Below are 19660 nucleotides of genomic sequence, written 5' to 3' on the forward strand. Positions count from 1 at the left end.
GTACCCATACGCCATGCGACTGACTACCAAAGGCCGATACGCCGTGACCGCCATGCTTGACCTGGCGTTGCACGCGCAGCAGGGGCCGGTGTCTTTGGCCGATATTTCCGAGCGCCAGGGCATTTCCCTCTCTTATCTGGAACAGCTGTTCGCCAAGCTGCGCCGCAGCAGCCTGGTATCCAGCGTTCGCGGCCCAGGCGGCGGCTACCAGCTGTCGCGAGGCATGGAAACCATCCAGGTGGCCCAGGTCATCGACGCGGTCAACGAATCGGTCGATGCCACCCGTTGCCAGGGCCTGGGGGATTGCCACGCCGGTGATACCTGCCTGACTCACCACCTGTGGTGTGACCTGAGCCAGCAGATCCATGAATTCCTCAGTGGCATCAGCCTGGCCGACCTCGTCATGCGCCGTGAGGTGCAGGAAGTCGCCCAGCGCCAGGACCTGCGCCGCGTCGCGGGCCGAACCGCCCAGCTGGACAAGATTGAGACGTCCGCCGTCGACTGAAAATTCAGCGACGAGCGACGCCACCGCCTGATAGGAGATACTCAATGAAGTTGCCGATCTACCTCGATTACTCCGCGACCACGCCGGTCGATCCCCGTGTCGCCCAGAAGATGGCCGAGTGCCTGCTGGTTGACGGGAACTTCGGTAACCCGGCCTCGCGCTCCCACGTGTTCGGCTGGAAGGCTGAGGAAGCAGTCGAGAACGGCCGCCGCCAGGTCGCCGAGCTGATCAACGCCGACCCGCGCGAGATCGTCTGGACCAGCGGTGCCACCGAGTCCGACAACCTCGCCCTCAAAGGCGTGGCGCACTTCTATCAGACCAAGGGCAAGCACATCATCACCTCCAAGATCGAGCACAAGGCGGTCCTGGATACCGCTCGCCAGCTCGAGCGCGAAGGTTTCGAGGTTACCTACCTCGAGCCAGGTGAAGACGGCATCGTCACCCCGGCGATGGTCGAAGCTGTCCTGCGCGACGACACCATCCTGGTCTCGCTGATGCACGTGAACAACGAAGTCGGCTCGATCAACGACATCGCCGCCATCGGTGAGCTGACCCGTTCGCGCGGCGTGCTGTTCCACGTCGACGCTGCACAGTCGGCCGGCAAGGTCGAGATCGACGTGCAAAAGCTGAAAGTCGACCTGATGTCGTTCTCGGCGCACAAGGTCTACGGCCCGAAAGGCATCGGCGCGCTGTACGTCAGCCGCAAGCCGCGTGTGCGCCTGGAAGCCATCATCCACGGTGGTGGGCATGAGCGCGGCATGCGTTCGGGCACCCTGCCGACCCACCAGATCGTCGGCATGGGCGAAGCCTTCGCCATCGCCAAGCAGGAAATGGCCGCTGAAAACGTGCGCATCAAGGCCCTGAGCGACCGCTTCTTCAAGCAGGTCTCGGACCTCGAAGAGCTGTACGTGAACGGCAGCCAGACCCAGCGCGTGCCGCACAACCTGAACCTGAGCTTCAACTACGTCGAAGGCGAGTCGCTGCTGATGTCGCTCAAGGACATCGCTGTTTCGTCCGGTTCGGCCTGCACCTCCGCTTCGCTCGAGCCGTCCTACGTCCTGCGCGCCCTGGGCCGCAACGACGAGCTGGCGCACAGCTCGATCCGCTTCTCCTTCGGTCGCTTCACCACCGAGGAAGAAGTCGACTACGCCGCGCAGAAAGTCTGCGAAGCCGTCAACAAACTGCGTGAGCTGTCGCCCCTTTGGGATATGTACAAAGACGGCGTCGACATCTCCAAGATCGAGTGGGCCGCCCACTAAGCAGTCGCCGGCAAGAGCGGCTCCCTGATGAGGAAGGAATTGCACCATGGCATACAGTGAAAAGGTCATCGACCACTACGAAAACCCGCGCAACGTCGGCAAGATGAACGCCGACGATCCGGATGTCGGTACCGGCATGGTCGGCGCCCCGGCCTGCGGTGACGTGATGCGCCTGCAGATCAAGGTCAACGAGCAGGGCGTCATCGAAGACGCCAAGTTCAAGACCTACGGTTGCGGTTCGGCCATCGCCTCCAGCTCCCTCGCCACCGAGTGGATGAAGGGCAAGACCCTGGACGAGGCCGAGACCATCAAGAACACCCAGCTGGCTGAAGAGCTGGCATTGCCGCCGGTCAAGATCCACTGCTCCGTGCTCGCCGAAGATGCCATCAAGGCCGCTGTTCGCGACTACAAGCAGAAGAAAGGCTTGGTCTGAGTCGACTGCGAGGTAAGGAGTTCCGATGGCTATCAGCATGACAGAAGCCGCCGCCAACCACATTCGCCGCTCCCTCGACGGGCGCGGCAAGGGTGAGGGCATTCGCCTGGGCGTGCGCACCACCGGCTGCTCGGGCCTGGCCTACGTGCTGGAGTTCGTCGACGAGCTCGCCGCCGAAGACCAGGTGTTCGAGAACCACGGCGTGAAGGTCATCATCGACCCGAAAAGCCTGGTGTACCTCGACGGCACCGAGCTGGACTTCGTCAAGGAAGGGTTGAACGAAGGTTTCAAGTTCAACAACCCCAACGTGCGCGGTGAGTGTGGCTGCGGCGAAAGCTTCAACGTTTGAGGCTGGCCGTGGGTACTCTTTGCCATTTCGCCCTGTTCGACCTGCAACCGGCTTTCCGCCTGGACCTCGACAAACTGGCCGTTCGCTATCGCGAGTTGGCCCGTGAGGTCCACCCCGACCGCTTCGCCGACGCTTCCGAGCGTGAGCAGCGTGTCGCCCTGGAAAAGTCCGCGGCGCTGAACGACGCCTACCAGACCTTGCGCAGCGCGCCGCGTCGCGCCCGTTACCTGCTGGCCATCGGTGGCCACGAAGTGCCCCAGGAAGTCACGGTGCATGACCCGGACTTCCTGCTGCAGCAGATGCAGTGGCGCGAAGAGCTCGAAGAGTTGCAGGACGAAGCCGACCTTGACGGTGTCGGTGTGTTCAAGAAGCGCCTCAAGGGTGCCCAGGACGCACTGAACAATGACTTCGCCGACTGTTGGGACGATGCAGCCCAGCGCGACAAGGCCGAGCGCCTGATGCGCCGCATGCAGTTCCTCGACAAGCTCGCCCAAGAAGTGCGCCAACTCGAAGAGCGCCTCGACGATTAACCCCGGCGTCACCCGTGATGACGCCTAAGGTACTCAGATAAGCATGGCCCTACTGCAGATCGCCGAACCCGGTCAGAGCCCTCAACCGCACCAGCGCCGCCTGGCGGTGGGCATCGACCTGGGCACCACCAACTCTCTCGTCGCCGCCGTGCGCAGCGGGCGCAGCGAGCCGCTGCCCGATGACCAGGGCCAGGTGATCCTGCCCTCGGCCGTGCGTTATCTCGAAGGCCGCAGCGAAGTAGGCCAGGCTGCCCGTGATGCCGCCTCCAGCGACCCGCTGAACACCATCCTGTCGGTCAAGCGCCTGATGGGGCGCGGCCTGGCCGACGTCAAACAATTGGGCGAGCAACTGCCGTACCGCTTCGTCGGTGGCGAGTCGCACATGCCGTTCATCGACACCGTCCAGGGCCCGAAGAGCCCGGTGGAAGTGTCGGCCGATATTCTCAAGGTACTGCGCCATCGCGCCGAGCAAACCCTCGGCGGCGAACTGGTGGGTGCGGTGATCACCGTGCCGGCATACTTCGACGATGCCCAGCGCCAGGCAACCAAGGATGCCGCCAAACTGGCCGGCCTCAACGTCCTGCGCCTGCTCAACGAGCCTACCGCGGCGGCCGTGGCCTATGGCCTGGACCAGAATGCCGAAGGCCTGGTGGCGATCTACGACCTGGGCGGCGGTACCTTCGATATTTCCATCCTGCGCCTGACCGGCGGTGTCTTCGAGGTGCTGGCCACCGGTGGCGATACCGCCCTGGGCGGCGATGACTTCGACCACGCCATCGCTGGCTGGATCATCGAGCAGGCGGGGCTGTCATCCGACCTCGACCCAGCCACCCAGCGCCAGCTGCTGCAGGCTGCCTGCGCAGCCAAGGAAGCCCTGACCGACGCCGACGTGGTCGGTGTCAGCCACGGCGCCTGGCAGGGCGAGCTGAGCCGGGCGGCTTTCGACGCCATGATCGAGCCATTGGTCGCCCGCAGCCTCAAGGCCTGCCGTCGTGCCGTGCGTGACAGCGGCGTCGAGCTCGAAGAAGTCGGCGCGGTGGTCATGGTCGGCGGTTCGACCCGAGTGCCACGCGTGCGCGAGGCGGTCGGCGCACTGTTTGGCCGTACCCCGCTGACCTCGATCGACCCCGACCAGGTGGTGGCCATCGGAGCCGCGATCCAGGCCGACACCCTGGCCGGCAATCGTCGCGAAGGTGGCGAGCTGTTGCTGCTGGACGTCATTCCGCTGTCGCTCGGCCTCGAGACCATGGGCGGGCTGATGGAGAAGGTGATCCCGCGCAACACCACCATCCCGGTGGCCCGCGCCCAGGAGTTCACCACTTACAAGGATGGCCAGTCGGCCATGATGATCCACGTCCTGCAGGGTGAGCGCGAGCTGATCAGCGATTGCCGCTCGCTGGCACGCTTCGAGCTGCGCGGCATCCCGGCGATGGTGGCTGGTGCGGCGAAGATCCGCGTGACCTTCCAGGTCGACGCCGACGGCCTGCTCAGCGTCGCGGCCCGCGAGCTGGGCTCGGGCGTGGAATCGAGCATCCAGGTCAAGCCATCCTATGGCCTGACCGACGGCGAGATCGCCCGCATGCTCAAGGATTCGTTCGAGCATGCCGGCTCCGACAAGCACGCGCGCCAGTTGCGCGAGCACCAGGTCGACGCCGAGCGCCTGCTCGAAGCGGTGCAGGGCGCCCTGGACGCCGATGGCGAACGCCTGCTCAGCAGTGACGAGCGTGAAGCGATCGAATTCCAGATGCAGGAACTACGTGATTTGCTGAGCGGCACCGATGGCGCCGCCATCGAGCAACAGACCAAGCGTCTGTCGCAGGTGACCGATGCATTTGCCGCCCGTCGCCTTGATTCGACGGTCAAAGCCGCACTGGCCGGGCGCAACCTGAATGAGATCGAGGAGTAATCGATGCCGCTGGTGACATTCCTGCCGCATGAGAAGTTCTGCCCCGAAGGGCTGACCGTGGAAGTGCCGTCCGGGACCAATATCCTTGAGCTGGCCCACGACCATCACATCGAGATGGAAAGCGCCTGCGGCGGCGTCAAGGCCTGCACCACCTGCCATTGCATCATCCGCAAGGGCTTCGACTCCCTCGAGGAGGCCGATGAGCTGGAGGAAGACATGCTGGACAAGGCCTGGGGCCTGGAGGCGCAGTCGCGCCTGGGTTGCCAGGTGGTGGTGGGCGATGAAGACCTGACCATCGAGATCCCCAAGTATTCGCTCAACCACGCCGCCGAAGCGCCGCACTGAGGGATCACGCATGAGCCTGAAATGGATTGATGTACTTGAGATCGCCATCCAGCTTGCGGAAAGCAAGCCGGACGTCGATCCTCGTTATGTGAATTTCGTCGATCTGCACCGCTGGGTGCTGGCACTGCCCGAGTTCAGCGACGATCCGTCGCGCGGCGGCGAGAAAGTGCTGGAAGCCATCCAGGCGGCCTGGATCGACGAAGCCGACTGAACGCACGCTGCAGGTTAGGCAATCCCCTGGAACCCGCGTATAATTCGCGGGTTTAATTTTTCGCAACACTCAATATTCTGGAGTTTTCCATGGCTGTTCAACGTACTTTCTCCATCATCAAGCCTGACGCAGTTGCCAAGAACGTCATTGGCGAGATCACCACTCGCTTCGAGAAAGCCGGCCTGCGCGTCGTCGCTTCGAAAATGAAGCAGCTGTCCAAAGCCGAAGCCGAAGGCTTCTACGCTGAGCACAAAGAGCGCGGCTTCTTCGGTGACCTGGTTGCCTTCATGACTTCGGGCCCTGTTGTTGTGCAGGTTCTGGAAGGCGAAAACGCCATTCTGGCCAACCGTGAGCTGATGGGCGCCACCAACCCTAAAGAAGCTGCTGCCGGCACCATTCGTGCTGACTTCGCCGAGTCGATCGACGCCAACGCCGTTCACGGTTCGGACTCCGAAGCTGCCGCTGCTCGCGAAATCGCTTACTTCTTCGCTGCTACCGAGGTAACCACTCGCTAAGCGAAGGCTTACGAGTGAGGGTGAATCCATGACGACATCGACTGACAAGATCAACCTGCTGGGGCTGACCCTGGCGGAAATGGAACAGTTCTTCGACTCAATCGGGGAGAAGCGCTTCCGTGCCGGTCAGGTGATGAAATGGATTCACCATTATGGCGTCGATGATTTCGCCGCCATGACGAACGTCGGCAAGGTCTTGCGCGAAAAGCTCGAGGCCGTTGCCGAGATTCGGGGCCCGGAAGTGGTCAGCGAAGACATTTCCGCCGACGGTACCCGCAAGTGGGTGGTCCGCGTTGCCTCTGGCAGCTGCGTCGAGACCGTCTACATCCCCACCGACGATCGCGGCACCCTCTGCGTGTCGTCGCAAGCCGGCTGCGCCCTGGACTGCAGTTTCTGCTCCACCGGCAAGCAAGGCTTCAACAGCAACCTCACCGCCGCCGAAGTGATAGGCCAGGTGTGGCTTGCCAACAAATCCTTCGGGACCGTCCCGGCCAAGATCGACCGCGCGATTACCAACGTGGTCATGATGGGCATGGGCGAGCCCTTGCTGAATTTCGATAATGTCATCGCCGCCATGAAGATCATGATGGAAGATCTGGGCTATGGTATTTCCAAGCGTCGCGTGACCCTGTCCACCTCGGGCGTGGTACCGATGATCGACGAGCTGGCCAAGCACATCGAGGTGTCCCTGGCCCTGTCGCTGCACGCGCCGAACGACGAGCTGCGTAACAAGCTGGTGCCGATCAACAAGAAGTACCCGCTGAAGATGCTGCTGGAGTCGTGCATGGGCTATATGTCCACCCTCGGCGGCAAGCGCGTGCTGACCATCGAGTACACCCTGCTCAAGGACGTCAACGACCAGCCCGAGCACGCCGCGCAGATGATCGAGCTGCTGCGTGATGTGCCGTGCAAGATCAACCTGATCCCCTTCAACCCGTTCCCGCACTCCGGATACGAGCGGCCGAGCAACAATGCGATCCGCCGCTTCCAGGACCTGCTGCACCACGGCGGCTTCAACGTGACCACGCGCACCACCCGCGGTGACGACATCGACGCCGCGTGCGGTCAGCTGGTGGGCCAGGTCAACGACCGGACCCGGCGTAGCGAGCGCTACATCGCCGTACGTCAGCTGGCTGCCGACGAGCCGCAAGACAGCGCCGTGCGCCCCTGACGAGCCACTGCCCCATGAGCCTGCGCACCGCGCTGTCGATCCTGACGCTTTCGCTGCTGGCCGGCTGTGTGTCCGGCGGCGCGGGTGATCCCCTGGCCAACCGCCAGGGGCGCGAAGCGGCCCGGCAGGCCTATGTGCAGTTGGGCCTAGGGTATTTGCAACAAGGTTTGACCGAACGCGCCAAGGTTCCCTTGGCCAAGGCCCTGGCCCTCGATGCCCGTGACGCCGACGCCCATGCCGCGCTCGCCCTGGTATTCCAGGCCGAGGATGAGCCCGCCCTGGCCGGCGAGCATTTCGAAAAAGCCCTGACCATCCGCCCGGATGACACGCGAATCCGCAACAACTACGGCGGTTTCCTATATGCTCAGGGCCATTTCGACGAAGCCCACGCGATGTTCCTCCAGGCTGCCGCCGATACCCTGTATCCTGAGCGTTCGCGCGTCTACGAGAACCTCGGGCTCACCGCCTTGAAGCGCGGGCAGGGCGCTCAGGCCCGCGAATATCTGGAAAAGGCCCTTCGGCTCAATCAGCGGCAACCGAAGGCTTTGCTCGAAATGGCTGAGTTGTCCTACGAAAACAGGCATTATGTGCCGGCCCGGAATTACTACGATCGATTCAGCCAGCTGAGCGACCAGAATGCCCGCAGCCTGCTGCTGGGCCATCGCCTGGCACTTGCCCTTGACGAGCAGGGCACCGCAGCCCGCTTGGGCCAGCAATTACAACGACTTTATCCCGGTACGCCGGAATATCAGCAATACCTGTCGGAGCAACGATGAAAGCCGCGCACACTGAAGTAGCAGCAGCGACTCGCCAGAACCCCGGTGACGTCTTGCGCCAGGCCCGCGAAAACCGCGATTGGAGCCAGGCTGAGGTCGCTCGCAAGCTCAACCTCACGGTATCTTCGCTGAACAACCTGGAAAACGGCGCCTTCGACAAGCTGCCCGGGCATACCTTCGCCCGTGGCTACATCCGCGCCTATGCCAAGCTGATGGACATGGACCAGGCGCCCCTGGTCGAGGCCTTCGACCAGATCACCGGGACCCACGCCAAAGGCAGTGAGGTGCATGCTCTCGGCCGCATCGAAGAGCCGGTGCGCCTGTCGCACAACATCCTGCGCGTGGTCAGCCTGTTGCTGCTGGTCGCCGTGGTCGGCGGTGGTTTCTTCTGGTGGCAGGACCAGAGCAGCCTGCGCGGCAAGGACCTGGCCAAGATCGCCCTGGAGCACGTCGAGGTCGAGAGCGCCGACGGCACCACGCAGATTCACCCGCTGGACGAACCGGAAGACCAGGCCGTGAGCGAGGGCCAGCAGGCCGAAGGCCAGGCCCTGCCGCTGGAACCGAGCAGTGCCGAGCAGGCGCCGGTCGCTGAGGCCCAGGCGCCAGTCGTCTCCGTTGCGCCAGCCACCAGCGCCGCGCCGACTGCCACCGCGCCTGTGGCACCGGTTGTCGCGCCAGCCGCTCCTGCCGTGGCCACGCCCACCGTGCCTGCCGCCGCCGTCGCGTCCACCGCTCCGACCGCACCAGCGGCGCCCGCTGAAGCCGCACCGGCCCCGGCCGGCAGCGCCAAGGTTCATATCCAATTCACCGCCGATTGCTGGACCCAGGTCACCGACGGCAACGGCAAGGTGCTGTTCAGCGCCATCAAGCGCAAGGGCGACAGCCTGGAACTGACCGGCAAGCCACCGTTCGCGGTGCGCCTGGGCTTCGCCCGCGGCGCCCAGGTGAGCTACAACGGCCAGGCGGTCGATGTCGCCCCGTTCACCAGTGGCGAAACCGCTCGCCTGAAGTTGGGACAGTAATTCATGCACGGCGAATCTCCGATCAAACGTCGCGAATCCCGCAAGATCTGGGTCGGCAATGTGCCGGTGGGTGGTGATGCGCCCATCGCGGTGCAGAGCATGACCAACACCGACACCAACGATGTCGCGGCCACCGTGGCGCAGATCCAGCGCCTGGTCGATGCCGGCGTGGACATCGTCCGTGTCTCGGTGCCGGACATGGACGCAGCCGAAGCCTTCGGCAAAATCAAGAAACTGGTCAGCGTGCCGCTGGTCGCCGACATTCACTTCGACTACAAGATCGCTCTGCGCGTGGCCGAGCTGGGTGTCGACTGCCTGCGCATCAACCCGGGCAACATCGGCCGTGAAGACCGTGTGCGCGCCGTGGTCGATGCCGCCCGCGACCGTGGTATCCCGATCCGCATCGGCGTCAACGCCGGCTCCCTGGAAAAGGACCTGCAGAAGAAGTACGGCGAGCCGACCCCGGCGGCGCTGGTCGAATCGGCCCTGCGTCACGTCGAGCACCTCGACCGCCTGGACTTCCAGGACTTCAAGGTCAGCGTCAAGGCCTCCGACGTGTTCATGGCCGTCGAAGCCTATCGCCTGTTGGCCAGGCAGATCATCCAGCCGCTGCACTTAGGCATCACCGAAGCCGGTGGCCTGCGCTCGGGGACGGTGAAATCCGCCGTCGGCCTAGGTATGCTGCTGGCCGAAGGCATCGGTGACACCATCCGCATTTCCCTGGCCGCCGATCCGGTCGAGGAAGTGAAGGTCGGCTACGACATCCTCAAGTCGCTGCACCTGCGTTCTCGTGGCATCAACTTCATCGCCTGCCCGAGCTGCTCGCGGCAGAACTTCGATGTGGTCAAGACCATGAACGAACTGGAAGGGCGCCTGGAGGACCTGCTGGTGCCGCTGGACGTGGCGGTGATCGGTTGCGTGGTCAACGGCCCGGGCGAAGCCAAGGAATCGCACGTGGGCTTGACCGGCGGCACGCCGAACCTGGTGTACATCGACGGCAAGCCATCGCAGAAGCTGAACAACGACAACCTGGTCGACGAGCTGGAAAAGCTCATTCGCCAGAAAGCGGCCGAGAAGGCCGAGGCCGACGCGGCGCTGATCGCCCGCGGCTGAGACACAGATTCGTAAGGACTATTCGTGAGCAAATCGCTGCAAGCCATCCGTGGCATGAACGACATCCTGCCCGACCAGTCGCCGCTGTGGCGCTACTTCGAGGGCACCGTGGCTGGCTTGCTGGACAGCTACGGCTACAGCCAGATCCGCACGCCGATTGTCGAGTTCACCGAGCTGTTCAAGCGCTCGATCGGTGAAGTCACCGATATCGTCGAGAAGGAGATGTACACCTTCCAGGATAACAAGGACTCGCTTACCTTGCGCCCGGAAGGCACCGCCGCTTGCGTGCGCGCAGTGCTCGAACACGGCATCATCGGTAATGGCCAGGTGCAGAAGCTCTGGTACGTGGGCCCGATGTTCCGCCACGAGCGCCCGCAACTGGGACGCTACCGGCAGTTCCACCAGATCGGTGTCGAGGTGTTCAACCTGGCCGGCCCGGATATCGACGCCGAACTGATCATGCTCACCTGGCGCCTCTGGGCGTTGCTGGGTATCCAGGACGCAGTGACCCTGGAGCTCAACAGCCTTGGCACCAGCGAAGCCCGCGGGCGTTATCGCGATGCACTGGTGGAGTTCCTGTCCCAGCGCATTGATCAGCTGGACGAAGACAGCCAGCGCCGCCTGAAGAGCAATCCGCTGCGTATCCTCGACAGCAAGAACGCAGGCACCCAGGCCGCCCTGGTGGGCGCGCCGAAGCTCGAAGAGTACCTGGACGAAGAGTCCCGCGTGCATTTCGAGGGTGTGAAGGCCCGTCTGGACGCTGCTGGCATCCCGTTCGTGATCAATACCAAGCTGGTACGCGGCCTGGACTACTACAGCAAGACCGTGTTCGAGTGGGTCACCGACAAGCTCGGTGCCCAGGGCACGGTCTGCGCCGGCGGGCGTTACGACGGCCTGGTCGAGCAGATGGGCGGCAAGCCGACCGCTGGCGTTGGCTTTGCCATGGGTATCGAGCGCCTGCTGCTGCTGATCGAAACCCTCGGCCAGGTGCCTGAGTCGATCAGCCGTACCATCGACGTCTACCTGTGCGCCTTTGGTGAGCAGGCCGAGCTTGCCGGCCTGAAGATCAGCGAGCAACTGCGTGATCGTCTGCCGAACCTGCGCCTGGCGGTCAACGCCGGTGGCGGCAACTTCAAGAACCAGTTCAAGAAGGCCGACAAGAGCGGCGCGCTGTTCGCCCTGATCCTCGGCGACGACGAGCTGGCCAAGCAAGAGATTGGCGTGAAGCCCCTGCGTGGCCAGGGCGAACAACAGAACATTGCCTGGGATGCGCTTGCTGCGCACCTGGAAACCGCGATCGCCCAGGCGTGATGCGGTCCGACAACGAATAGGCGAATAGGAGTATTGGGGTGTCGAGTACCGATGATGAAGGCCTGGCAGCGGCCAAGGACTGGTGGAACCGCAACGGCAAGCCACTGCTGACCGGCGCCCTGCTGGCCGGTGTGGTGGTGATGGGCTGGCAGACCTGGCACAAGTACCAGGCCAACCAGTCCCAAGGCGCTTCGGCGCTGTACCAGGCCCTGCTGGAAACCTCGCTGACGCCGGATGGCAAGCCTGACGCGAGCAAGGTGGCGGAGCTTTCCGGCAAGCTCAAGAGCGAGTTCGGCGGCACTGCCTACGCCCAGTACGGCAGCCTGTTCGTCGCCAAGGTGGCGGTCGAGAGCGGCAAGCTGGACGACGCGGCGAGCGAACTCAAGAGCGTGATGGACAAGCCGGCCGACGCCACCCTGAGCGAGATTTCGCGCCAGCGCCTGGCCCGCGTGCTCGCGGCCCAGGACAAGGCCGAGGACGCCCTCAAGCTGCTCGACGGCGACACCGACAAGGCCTTCCTGGCCAGCCGTGAAGAACTCAAGGGCGACCTGCTGGTGCAGCTGGGCCGCGCCGACGACGCGCACGGCGCCTACGAAAAAGCCAAGGCCGCGCTGTCCGACGACGCCGCGATCGGTGGCCTGCAACTGAAGCTGGATGACCTGGCCAAAGGGGACGCCTGAAGTGAAGGGTTGGAAACAAGCAGCAGTGCTCACCCTCGCCGTCCTGGCGGCGGGTTGCAGCAGCAACAGCAAGAAGGAACTGCCCCCGGCCGAGCTGACCAAGTTCACCGAGGAAGTGGTACTGAAGAAGCAGTGGAGCCGTTCGATCGGTGACGGCCAGGGTGAGACCTACAACACCCTGGTGCCGGCCATCGAGAACGACCGCATCTACGCTTCCGACGTCAACGGCGAAGTCTTCGCGCTGAACCGCATCACCGGTGACGTGGTGTGGAAGAAGGACCTCGAGCTGCCGGTTTCCGGCGCCGTGGGCGTGGGCTATGGCCTGGTCATGCTGGGTACCCTGAAGGGCGAGGTCATTGCCCTGGACTCCAGCACCGGCGAGGAGCGCTGGCGCTCGCGCGTCTCCAGCGAAGTGCTGGCACCGCCCGCCAACAATGGTGACGTGGTGGTGGTGCAGACCCAGGACGACCGCCTGGTCGGCTTCGACGCCGCCACGGGTGACCGTCGCTGGATCTACGAGAACAGCCCGGCCGTACTGACCCTGCGCGGTACCGGTGCGCCGGTGGTGACCAACCGCCTGGCCGTTGCCGGCCTGTCCACCGGCAAGGTGGTGGCGGTCGACATCAGCAACGGCGTGCCAGTGTGGGAAAGCCGCGTGGCTGTGCCGCAGGGCCGTTCCGAGCTGGACCGCGTGGTAGACATCGACGGCGGCCTGCTGCTGTCCGGTGGCACCCTGTACGTCAGCACCTACCAGGGCCGCGTCGCCGGCCTGGACCTGGAAAGCGGCCGCGTGCTGTGGCAGCGCGATGCCTCCAGCTACGTGGGTGTCGCCCAGGGCTTCGGCAACGTCTATGTCAGCGAAGCGTCGGGCACCGTGCAGAGCGTCGACGAGCGTTCTTCCAGCTCGCTGTGGAGCAACGACTCCATGGCCCGCCGTCAGCTGTCGGCGCCGGAAGTTTTCTCCAGCTATGTGGCCGTCGGTGACTTCGAGGGTTACCTGCACCTGCTCAGCCAGGTCGATGGCCGTTTCGTCGGCCGTGAGCGTATCGACAGCGATGGCCTGCGCGCCCGCCCACTGGTGGTCGGCGACACCATCTATGTCTTCGGCAACAGCGGCAAACTCGAGGCACTGACCATCCGCTGAAGCTATGCTTGGGCCCGTTCGCGGGCTCAGGTTGCGGCGTAGGAAACGCCGCCCGAACTCCGGCCGCTGCCTTGCAGCGGCCTTTGCATTTTCAAGAATTCAAGAGTGGAGAGCCGCATGGTTCCCGTAATCGCCCTGGTGGGCCGCCCCAACGTCGGCAAATCCACCATGTTCAACCGCCTGACCAAGACCCGCGATGCCATCGTCGGTGACCTGTCGGGCCTGACCCGTGACCGCCAGTATGGTGATGCCAGCTGGCAGGGTCGTTCCTACATCCTGATCGACACCGGCGGTATCACCGGTGACGAGGTGGGCATGGACGAGAAGATGGCCGAGCAGTCGCTGATGGCCATCGAGGAAGCCGACTACGTGCTGTTCCTGGTTGATGCCCGGGCCGGCATGACCGCCGCCGACCAGATGATCGCCGATCACCTGCGCAAGCGGAACAAGGAAGCGATCCTGGTCGCCAACAAGATCGACAACATCGATCCCGATATCGCCCGCGCCGAGTTCTCGCCGCTGGGCATGGGCAACGCCATCCCGGTGGCGGGCTCCCAGGGCCGCGGCATCAACGCCCTGATGGAGTCTCTGCTCGGCCATATTCCCCGTGATCCCGAGGAAGAAGCCCTCGACGAGGATGTCGCCGAAGGCGAAGAAGCCACGCGCATCCCCGGCCCGAGCGAGAAAGACGGTATCAAGATCGCCATCATCGGCCGCCCCAACGTTGGCAAGTCGACCCTGGTCAACCGCATGCTCGGCGAAGAGCGCGTAGTGGTGTACGACCAGCCGGGCACCACCCGCGACAGTATCTACATTCCGTTCGAGCGTGATGGCGAGAAGTACACCTTCATCGACACCGCCGGTGTGCGCAAGCGCGGCAAGATCCACGAGGAAGTCGAAAAGTTCTCGGTGGTGAAGACCCTGCAGGCGATCAAGGACGCCAACGTGGTGATCTTCGTCATGGACGCCCGCGAAGGCGTGGTCGACCACGACCTCAACCTGCTGGGCTTCGCCCTCGACGCCGGCCGCGCCGTGGTCATCGCCCTGAACAAGTGGGACGGCATGGAGCCGGGCGAGCGCGACTACGTGAAGACTGAGCTGGAGCGCCGGCTGTTCTTCGTCGACTTCGCCGACATCCACTTCATCTCGGCGCTGCACGGCACCGGCGTGGGCCATCTGTACAAGTCGGTGCAGGCCGCGTTCAAGTCGGCGGTCACCCGCTGGCCGACCAGCCGCCTCACGCAGATCCTCGAAGACGCCATCAGCGTGCACCAGCCGCCGTTGGTCAACGGCCGCCGCATCAAGCTGCGCTATGCTCACCTCGGTGGCGCCAACCCGCCGCTGATCGTGATCCACGGCAACCAGACCGACAAGATCCCCAACTCCTACTCGCGTTACCTGGAGAACACCTACCGCCGGGTGCTCAAGCTGGTCGGCACGCCGATCCGTATCGAGTACAAGGGTGGTGACAACCCGTTCGAGGGCAAGAAGAACACCCTCACCGATCGCCAGGTCAACAAGAAGCGCCGCCTGATGTCGCACCACAAGAAGGCCGAGAAGAAGCGCCGCGACAAGCGCTGATTCCGTGCTGGCTTCATCGCCGGCTAGCCGGCTCCCACAGCGTAAGCACAAGCCACAATACCTGTGGGAGCCGGCTTGCCGGCGATAGGGCTCTTTGATCCACCGCAATCCCCCTATTGTTTCAACCTTTTTCCTGACCGCTCGTTCCGCTATGCTCGGATCCACCCCCGTGCCGGACAAACCCCAGGAAAGAGGGCTCCATGATCCGCAGCAAACTGCCGAACGTCGGCACGACCATCTTCACCACCATGTCGCAACTGGCCATGCAGACCGGTGCGCTCAATCTGTCTCAGGGCTTCCCTGACTTCAACGGCCCCCAGGCCCTGCTCGATGCCGTTGGCCGCCACGTGGCCGCCGGGCATAACCAGTATTCGCCGATGACTGGCCTGCCAGCCCTGCGCCAGCAGGTTGCGGCCAAGATCGCCCGGCTGTATGGCGTGGCAGTGGATGCCGACCAGGAAGTGACCATCACCCCCGGCGCCACCGAGGCGATCTTCTGCGCGATCCAGGCGGTGATCCACCCCGGTGACGAGGTGATCGTCTTCGACCCCAGCTACGACAGCTACGAGCCGTCGGTGGAACTGGCCGGTGGCCGCTGCGTGCATGTGCCGCTGCGCGACGGCAGCTTCAGCATCGACTGGCAGAAGTTCAGCGATGCGTTGAGCCCGCGCACGCGCATGGTCATCCTCAATTCGCCGCACAACCCCAGCGGCGCGTTGATCAACCGCGACGACCTGGACCAGCTGGCCGCGTTGATCGGCAACCGCGATATCTACCTGGTCAGCGACGAAGTCTACGAGCACCTGATCTACGACGGTGTGCGCCACGCCAGCGTGCTGGCCCACGCGCAGTTGTACAGCAAAGCCTTCGTCATCAGCTCGTTCGGCAAGACCTACCATGTCACCGGCTGGAAAACCGGCTACGTGGTCGCGCCACCGGCCCTCAGCGCCGAATTGCGCAAGGTGCACCAGTACGTCAACTTCTGCGGCGTCACGCCCTTGCAGTGCGCGTTGGCCGACTTCATGGCCGAGCACCCTGAGCACATCGACGAACTGCCGGCCTTCTACCAGGCCAAGCGCGACCTGTTCTGCGATTTACTGCAGGCCTCGCGTTTCACCTTCACCCGCACCCCGGGCACCTATTTCCAACTGGTGGACTATTCGCAGATTCGCCCCGACCTGAACGATGTCGACATGGCGCTGTGGCTGACCCGTGAGCATGGCGTGGCTAGCATCCCGGTGTCGGTGTTCTACCAGCAACCCATCCCCGAGCAACGCCTGGTACGCCTGTGCTTTGCCAAACGCGAGGAGACGCTGCGCCAGGCAGCGGAAAGACTATGCGCGATTTGAGCCAACTGCCGAACCTGAAAATCGCCCTGGTGCAGACCACCCTGGCCTGGCACGACCGCGAGGCGAACTACGCGCACTTCGAGGAACTGATCACCCAGGCCGGTGAGGTGGACCTGGTGGTCCTGCCGGAAATGTTCACCACCGGGTTTTCGATGGAGTCCGAAAGCCTGGCCGAGCCGGAAAACGGCCCGACCTACAAATGGCTCAAGGCCCAGGCGAAGAAAGCCAACGCCGTGATCACCGGCAGCGTGATCATCCAGGCCGCCGACGGCAGCCATCGCAACCGGCTGCTGTGGGCGCGGCCCGATGGCGAGATCCTGCACTACGACAAGCGCCACCTGTTCCGCATGGCCGGTGAGCACAAGCACTACACCCCGGGCGAGCGCCAGGTGCAGTTCGAGCTCAAGGGCTGGCGGATTCGCCCGCTGATCTGCTACGACCTGCGTTTCCCGGTGTGGAGCCGCGATGCCCAGGACACCGACCTGCTGCTGTACACCGCCAACTGGCCGGCGGCGCGGCGCCTGCACTGGAACCGGCTGCTGCCGGCACGGGGCATCGAGAACCTGTGCTTCGTGGCAGCGGTGAACCGGGTCGGCACCGATGGCAAGGGCTTCGCCTACTCCGGCGACAGCCAGGTGCTGGACTTCCAGGGTGAGAGCCTGCTCAGCGCGGGCGAGGCCGACGGGGTGTTCACCGTGGTGCTGCGGGCGGCGGAGCTGGCCGCGTATCGGGCGCGGTTCCCGGCCAACATGGATGCCGATACCTTCGAATTGCATTGACCCCATCGCAGGGCAAGTCGGGACGGCGCCCCGACTTGCCCTGATGCTTTATTCAGTCAGTACACATCCCGCCGATAGCGCCCATCCTCGATCAGCTGCTGCACCCGCACCTCACCAAGCATGCCCTGCAGCGCTGCATCAACGCCGGCAGCCATGCCGTGCAAACTGCCGCAGACATACACGCAAGCACCGTCATCGACCCAGCGCTTGAACTCGGCGGCCTGCTGCAACAGCACGTCCTGCACGTAGATCTTCTCTGCCTGGTCCCGTGAGAAAGCCAGGTCCAGCCGTTGCAGGTCGCCGCTTGCCACCCAGCCTTGCAGTTCCTCACCGCACAGCAGGTCGTGCGCCTGGTTTCGCTCACCGAACAGCAGCCAGTTGCGCTGCTCGCCCGCCGCGATGCGCGCCTTGAGCAGGCTGCGCAGGCCAGCCAGGCCGGTGCCGTTACCGATCAGCACCAGGGGGACCGATTCGCCGGGCAGGTGGAAGCCGCTGTTGCGACGCAGGCGTGCGCTGACGCTGCCATCGAGTGGCAGGTACTCGGTCAGCCAGCCGGAACCCAGGCCCAGGCTGCCATCGGTGTGACGCTCCTGGCGCACGATCAGCTCCAGCGCGCCGTCGCTGGCGATGGATGCAATCGAGTATTCGCGGGCGGCCAGCGGGATCAGGGCATCGACCAGCGCCTGGGCATGCAGGCCCACCAGGTGTTCGCGGCCGACCGGTAGCTGGCGGCTGGCCAGGGCCTGCGCCAGGCTTTCCTGCAGGCCGTCGAGTTGCACCGGGCAACGAGGGTCGAGGCCCAGGCCTGCCAGGAAGGCATCGACACGGGGCTGGCCATTGCGCGGCAGGATCTCGATCAGGTCGCCTGCTTCCCAGGTTGCGGGCATTTGCGCCTGCAGGCCCAGCAGGTAGACCGGCGCGCCCTGGCTGCCCGGGTTGAGCAGTTCACGGCGCAGCAGGCGCCAGTTGCCGAAGCTCGGTGGTTGCCAGGCAGCGACCGGAAGAGTGCCGGTCAGTTGCGTCAGTTCCTGTTGCCACAGCGCAAGCGCGGCAGGGTCGGCATTGTCCACTTCCACCGGGCTGAAGGCGCAGGTGGCGCCGCGCTCGCCGAGCCAGGCCTGGAGGCGGCGGGCGAAGCCGCAGAAGTGCGGGTACTGGCGGTCACCCAGGGCGAGCAGGGCGTAGTCCAGGTGCTCCAGCGCCCACGGCTGGCCGAGGACCTTGCGCTCGAAGCCGCGGGCACTGTCCGGGGCTTCACCGTCGCCGAAAGTGCTGACCACGAACAGTGCGCGGTTGGCATTGCGTAATTGGGCTTCGCCCAGCTCGGCCAGCGGACGGACCTGCACCGGCAAGCCGGCAGCTTGTAGCTGGCCGGCGCTCTGCCAGGCCAGCTGTTCGGCGAAACCGCTCTGGCTGGCGAAACCGATCAGCCAGCTGTCGCCGGCGTTGCCCTGATCACCCACCGCGCCACGGGCGGCGCGTACCTGGCGTTTCTTGCGGCGGCGGTCTAGGTACAGCAACCAGCCGGTGACGAAGAACAGCGGCATGGTCAGGCTGGCGAGGGTGACGATGATGCGCCCGGGCAGGCCGAAGTACTCGCCGACGTGCAGGGCATAGACGCTTTGCAGCAGTTGCGCCTTGAACGACTTGTCGGCATAGCGTTCGTGACGCTTGACCTGACCGCTGGCCGGGTCGAGGGTCAGGGTGTTGAAGGCCCGCTCGTGCTCGGCGCCCCGCAGCAGGTAGAACAGTGTCGCGGGCTGGCCGCCGGCCGGTGGCAGGCGCAGGTTGTAGGTGGCCAGGTCCGGGCCTGCAGCTGCCTTGAGGTTGGCCCAGATGGCGTCATAGTCCACCACCCGTGGCGGGGCGTTCTTGTCCACTTTGGGCGGGCCATGACGACCGCCACGGCCTTCGCCGCGTTTCTGCTCGCCCGCAGCAGGCTGGTCGGCCAGCAGGCGGTTGAGGCCCGCGCGGTACCACTCGTAGGACCAGAACAGCCCGGTCAGGGCGAACACCAGGTAGAACAGCAAGCACCAAGTGCCGAACACCGCGTGCAGGTCCCAGTTGAAGGCGCGGCCTTTCTTTGCCCAGTCGAGGGTCAGCCAGGTCCGCCAGTTCAGGGCCTTGCGCGGCCAGCGCAGGTACAGCCCGGAGAGGCAGAAGAAGATCAGCATCAGGGTGCAGGCGCCGGTGATCTGCCGGCCGGTGTCGCCCATGGCCAGGAACCGGTGCAGGTTGAGCATGAGGTTGAAAAAGCCAAGGCCTGCGACTTCACCCTTGAGCTCGCCGGTGTATGGGTCGGCGTAGCGCAGCGCGCCACGGCGCTCGCCGGGGGCCGGGGTGAAGAAGATCCGCGCCGCGTTGCCGTCGCGGGTATCGACCCAGAGCATGGAGACCTGGTCGCCTTGCGCGGCCTCGACCCGACGCACCAGCTCGGCCGGCGGCAGCACGCCTTCCTGGCGTACCTCGACCTTGAGCACCTCGGCGTTGAACGCGCGCAGCAGTTCTTCCTGGAATGACCAGATCGCGCCGGTGATGCCCATCAGCGCCAGAACCAGGCCGGCGGTGATGCCAAGCAACCAGTGCAATTGGAACAGCGTCTTCTTCACCACATCGATCACCTTGTCTTGCCGCCAGCAACTGCGCGGCGTGCATTATGCCTTGATACGCAAAAGCCCCGT

20 protein-coding genes are annotated in these 19660 nt (G+C 64.5%); 19 read left to right on the plus strand and 1 reads right to left on the minus strand.

Going from position 1 to position 19660, the window contains the following annotated elements:
• Positions 1-13: 13 nt before the first annotated feature.
• The 19 genes from iscR (at position 14) to OH705_RS07505 (ending at position 16979) form a co-directional block, all read left to right on the plus strand.
• Positions 14-505 carry a Fe-S cluster assembly transcriptional regulator IscR gene (gene iscR / locus OH705_RS07415; protein ID WP_023630639.1) on the plus strand — a complete coding sequence of 164 codons (492 nt, stop codon included), beginning with the start codon at positions 14-16 and terminating at the stop codon, positions 503-505.
• 44 nt (positions 506-549) lie between these two features.
• Positions 550-1764, plus strand: a complete 1215-nt coding sequence (locus OH705_RS07420) for an IscS subfamily cysteine desulfurase (RefSeq protein ID WP_023630638.1) — start codon at positions 550-552, stop codon at positions 1762-1764.
• Between the two features lie 46 nt (positions 1765-1810).
• Positions 1811-2197, plus strand: coding sequence for a Fe-S cluster assembly scaffold IscU (gene iscU, locus OH705_RS07425; RefSeq protein ID WP_023630637.1), 387 nt, complete (start codon positions 1811-1813; stop codon positions 2195-2197).
• A 25-nt stretch (positions 2198-2222) separates the two neighbouring features.
• On the plus strand, positions 2223-2546 hold the full coding sequence (iscA, locus tag OH705_RS07430; protein ID WP_023630636.1) for an iron-sulfur cluster assembly protein IscA: 324 nt from the start codon (positions 2223-2225) through the stop codon (positions 2544-2546).
• An 8-nt stretch (positions 2547-2554) separates the two neighbouring features.
• Positions 2555-3076, plus strand: a complete 522-nt coding sequence (hscB, locus tag OH705_RS07435) for a co-chaperone HscB (protein ID WP_031315121.1) — start codon at positions 2555-2557, stop codon at positions 3074-3076.
• Between the two features lie 43 nt (positions 3077-3119).
• Positions 3120-4982 carry a Fe-S protein assembly chaperone HscA gene (gene hscA / locus OH705_RS07440; protein WP_038706771.1) on the plus strand — a complete coding sequence of 621 codons (1863 nt, stop codon included), beginning with the start codon at positions 3120-3122 and terminating at the stop codon, positions 4980-4982.
• A 3-nt stretch (positions 4983-4985) separates the two neighbouring features.
• The gene (fdx, locus tag OH705_RS07445) at positions 4986-5327 is read left to right on the plus strand and encodes an ISC system 2Fe-2S type ferredoxin (protein WP_046854253.1); all 342 of its coding nucleotides are present in this window, start codon (positions 4986-4988) and stop codon (positions 5325-5327) included.
• A 10-nt stretch (positions 5328-5337) separates the two neighbouring features.
• Positions 5338-5538: a Fe-S cluster assembly protein IscX gene (gene iscX / locus OH705_RS07450; protein ID WP_110699949.1), complete on the plus strand. Its 201-nt coding sequence runs from the start codon at positions 5338-5340 to the stop codon at positions 5536-5538.
• 89 nt (positions 5539-5627) lie between these two features.
• The gene (ndk, locus tag OH705_RS07455) at positions 5628-6053 is read left to right on the plus strand and encodes a nucleoside-diphosphate kinase (RefSeq protein WP_023630072.1); all 426 of its coding nucleotides are present in this window, start codon (positions 5628-5630) and stop codon (positions 6051-6053) included.
• 28 nt (positions 6054-6081) lie between these two features.
• Positions 6082-7224: a 23S rRNA (adenine(2503)-C(2))-methyltransferase RlmN gene (gene rlmN / locus OH705_RS07460; protein ID WP_267301661.1), complete on the plus strand. Its 1143-nt coding sequence runs from the start codon at positions 6082-6084 to the stop codon at positions 7222-7224.
• Between the two features lie 14 nt (positions 7225-7238).
• Positions 7239-8000, plus strand: a complete 762-nt coding sequence (gene pilW / locus OH705_RS07465) for a type IV pilus biogenesis/stability protein PilW (protein WP_267301662.1) — start codon at positions 7239-7241, stop codon at positions 7998-8000.
• The gene (locus tag OH705_RS07470; protein ID WP_267301663.1) at positions 7997-9022 is read left to right on the plus strand and encodes a RodZ domain-containing protein; all 1026 of its coding nucleotides are present in this window, start codon (positions 7997-7999) and stop codon (positions 9020-9022) included. Before pilW ends, OH705_RS07470 begins: the two co-directional genes overlap by 4 nt.
• A 3-nt stretch (positions 9023-9025) precedes the next feature.
• Positions 9026-10135 carry a flavodoxin-dependent (E)-4-hydroxy-3-methylbut-2-enyl-diphosphate synthase gene (gene ispG / locus OH705_RS07475; protein WP_023630055.1) on the plus strand — a complete coding sequence of 370 codons (1110 nt, stop codon included), beginning with the start codon at positions 9026-9028 and terminating at the stop codon, positions 10133-10135.
• 24 nt (positions 10136-10159) lie between these two features.
• Positions 10160-11446 carry a histidine--tRNA ligase gene (gene hisS, locus OH705_RS07480; RefSeq protein ID WP_038706768.1) on the plus strand — a complete coding sequence of 429 codons (1287 nt, stop codon included), beginning with the start codon at positions 10160-10162 and terminating at the stop codon, positions 11444-11446.
• 38 nt (positions 11447-11484) lie between these two features.
• Positions 11485-12126, plus strand: a complete 642-nt coding sequence (locus OH705_RS07485; RefSeq protein WP_038706767.1) for a tetratricopeptide repeat protein — start codon at positions 11485-11487, stop codon at positions 12124-12126.
• Positions 12101-13270, plus strand: a complete 1170-nt coding sequence (gene bamB, locus OH705_RS07490) for an outer membrane protein assembly factor BamB (RefSeq protein WP_094011722.1) — start codon at positions 12101-12103, stop codon at positions 13268-13270. Before OH705_RS07485 ends, bamB begins: the two co-directional genes overlap by 26 nt.
• Positions 13271-13387: 117 nt before the next feature.
• A complete protein-coding gene (gene der, locus OH705_RS07495; RefSeq protein WP_023630727.1) occupies positions 13388-14851 on the plus strand; it encodes a ribosome biogenesis GTPase Der in 1464 nt (487 codons plus the stop codon).
• A 200-nt stretch (positions 14852-15051) separates the two neighbouring features.
• Positions 15052-16200, plus strand: a complete 1149-nt coding sequence (locus tag OH705_RS07500; protein ID WP_023630728.1) for a pyridoxal phosphate-dependent aminotransferase — start codon at positions 15052-15054, stop codon at positions 16198-16200.
• On the plus strand, positions 16188-16979 hold the full coding sequence (locus OH705_RS07505) for an amidohydrolase (RefSeq protein WP_046854260.1): 792 nt from the start codon (positions 16188-16190) through the stop codon (positions 16977-16979). The genes OH705_RS07500 and OH705_RS07505 overlap by 13 nt, the downstream gene beginning before the upstream one ends.
• 56 nt (positions 16980-17035) lie before the next feature.
• On the opposite strand, the gene OH705_RS07510 is transcribed toward OH705_RS07505, so the two are convergent.
• Positions 17036-19591, minus strand: a complete 2556-nt coding sequence (locus OH705_RS07510; RefSeq protein WP_267301667.1) for a sulfite reductase flavoprotein subunit alpha — start codon at positions 19589-19591, stop codon at positions 17036-17038.
• Positions 19592-19660: the final 69 nt, after the last annotated feature.

Origin of the sequence: Pseudomonas sp. BJa3 (assembly GCF_026343815.1) — a bacterium.
Classification (GTDB): domain Bacteria; phylum Pseudomonadota; class Gammaproteobacteria; order Pseudomonadales; family Pseudomonadaceae; genus Aquipseudomonas; species Aquipseudomonas soli.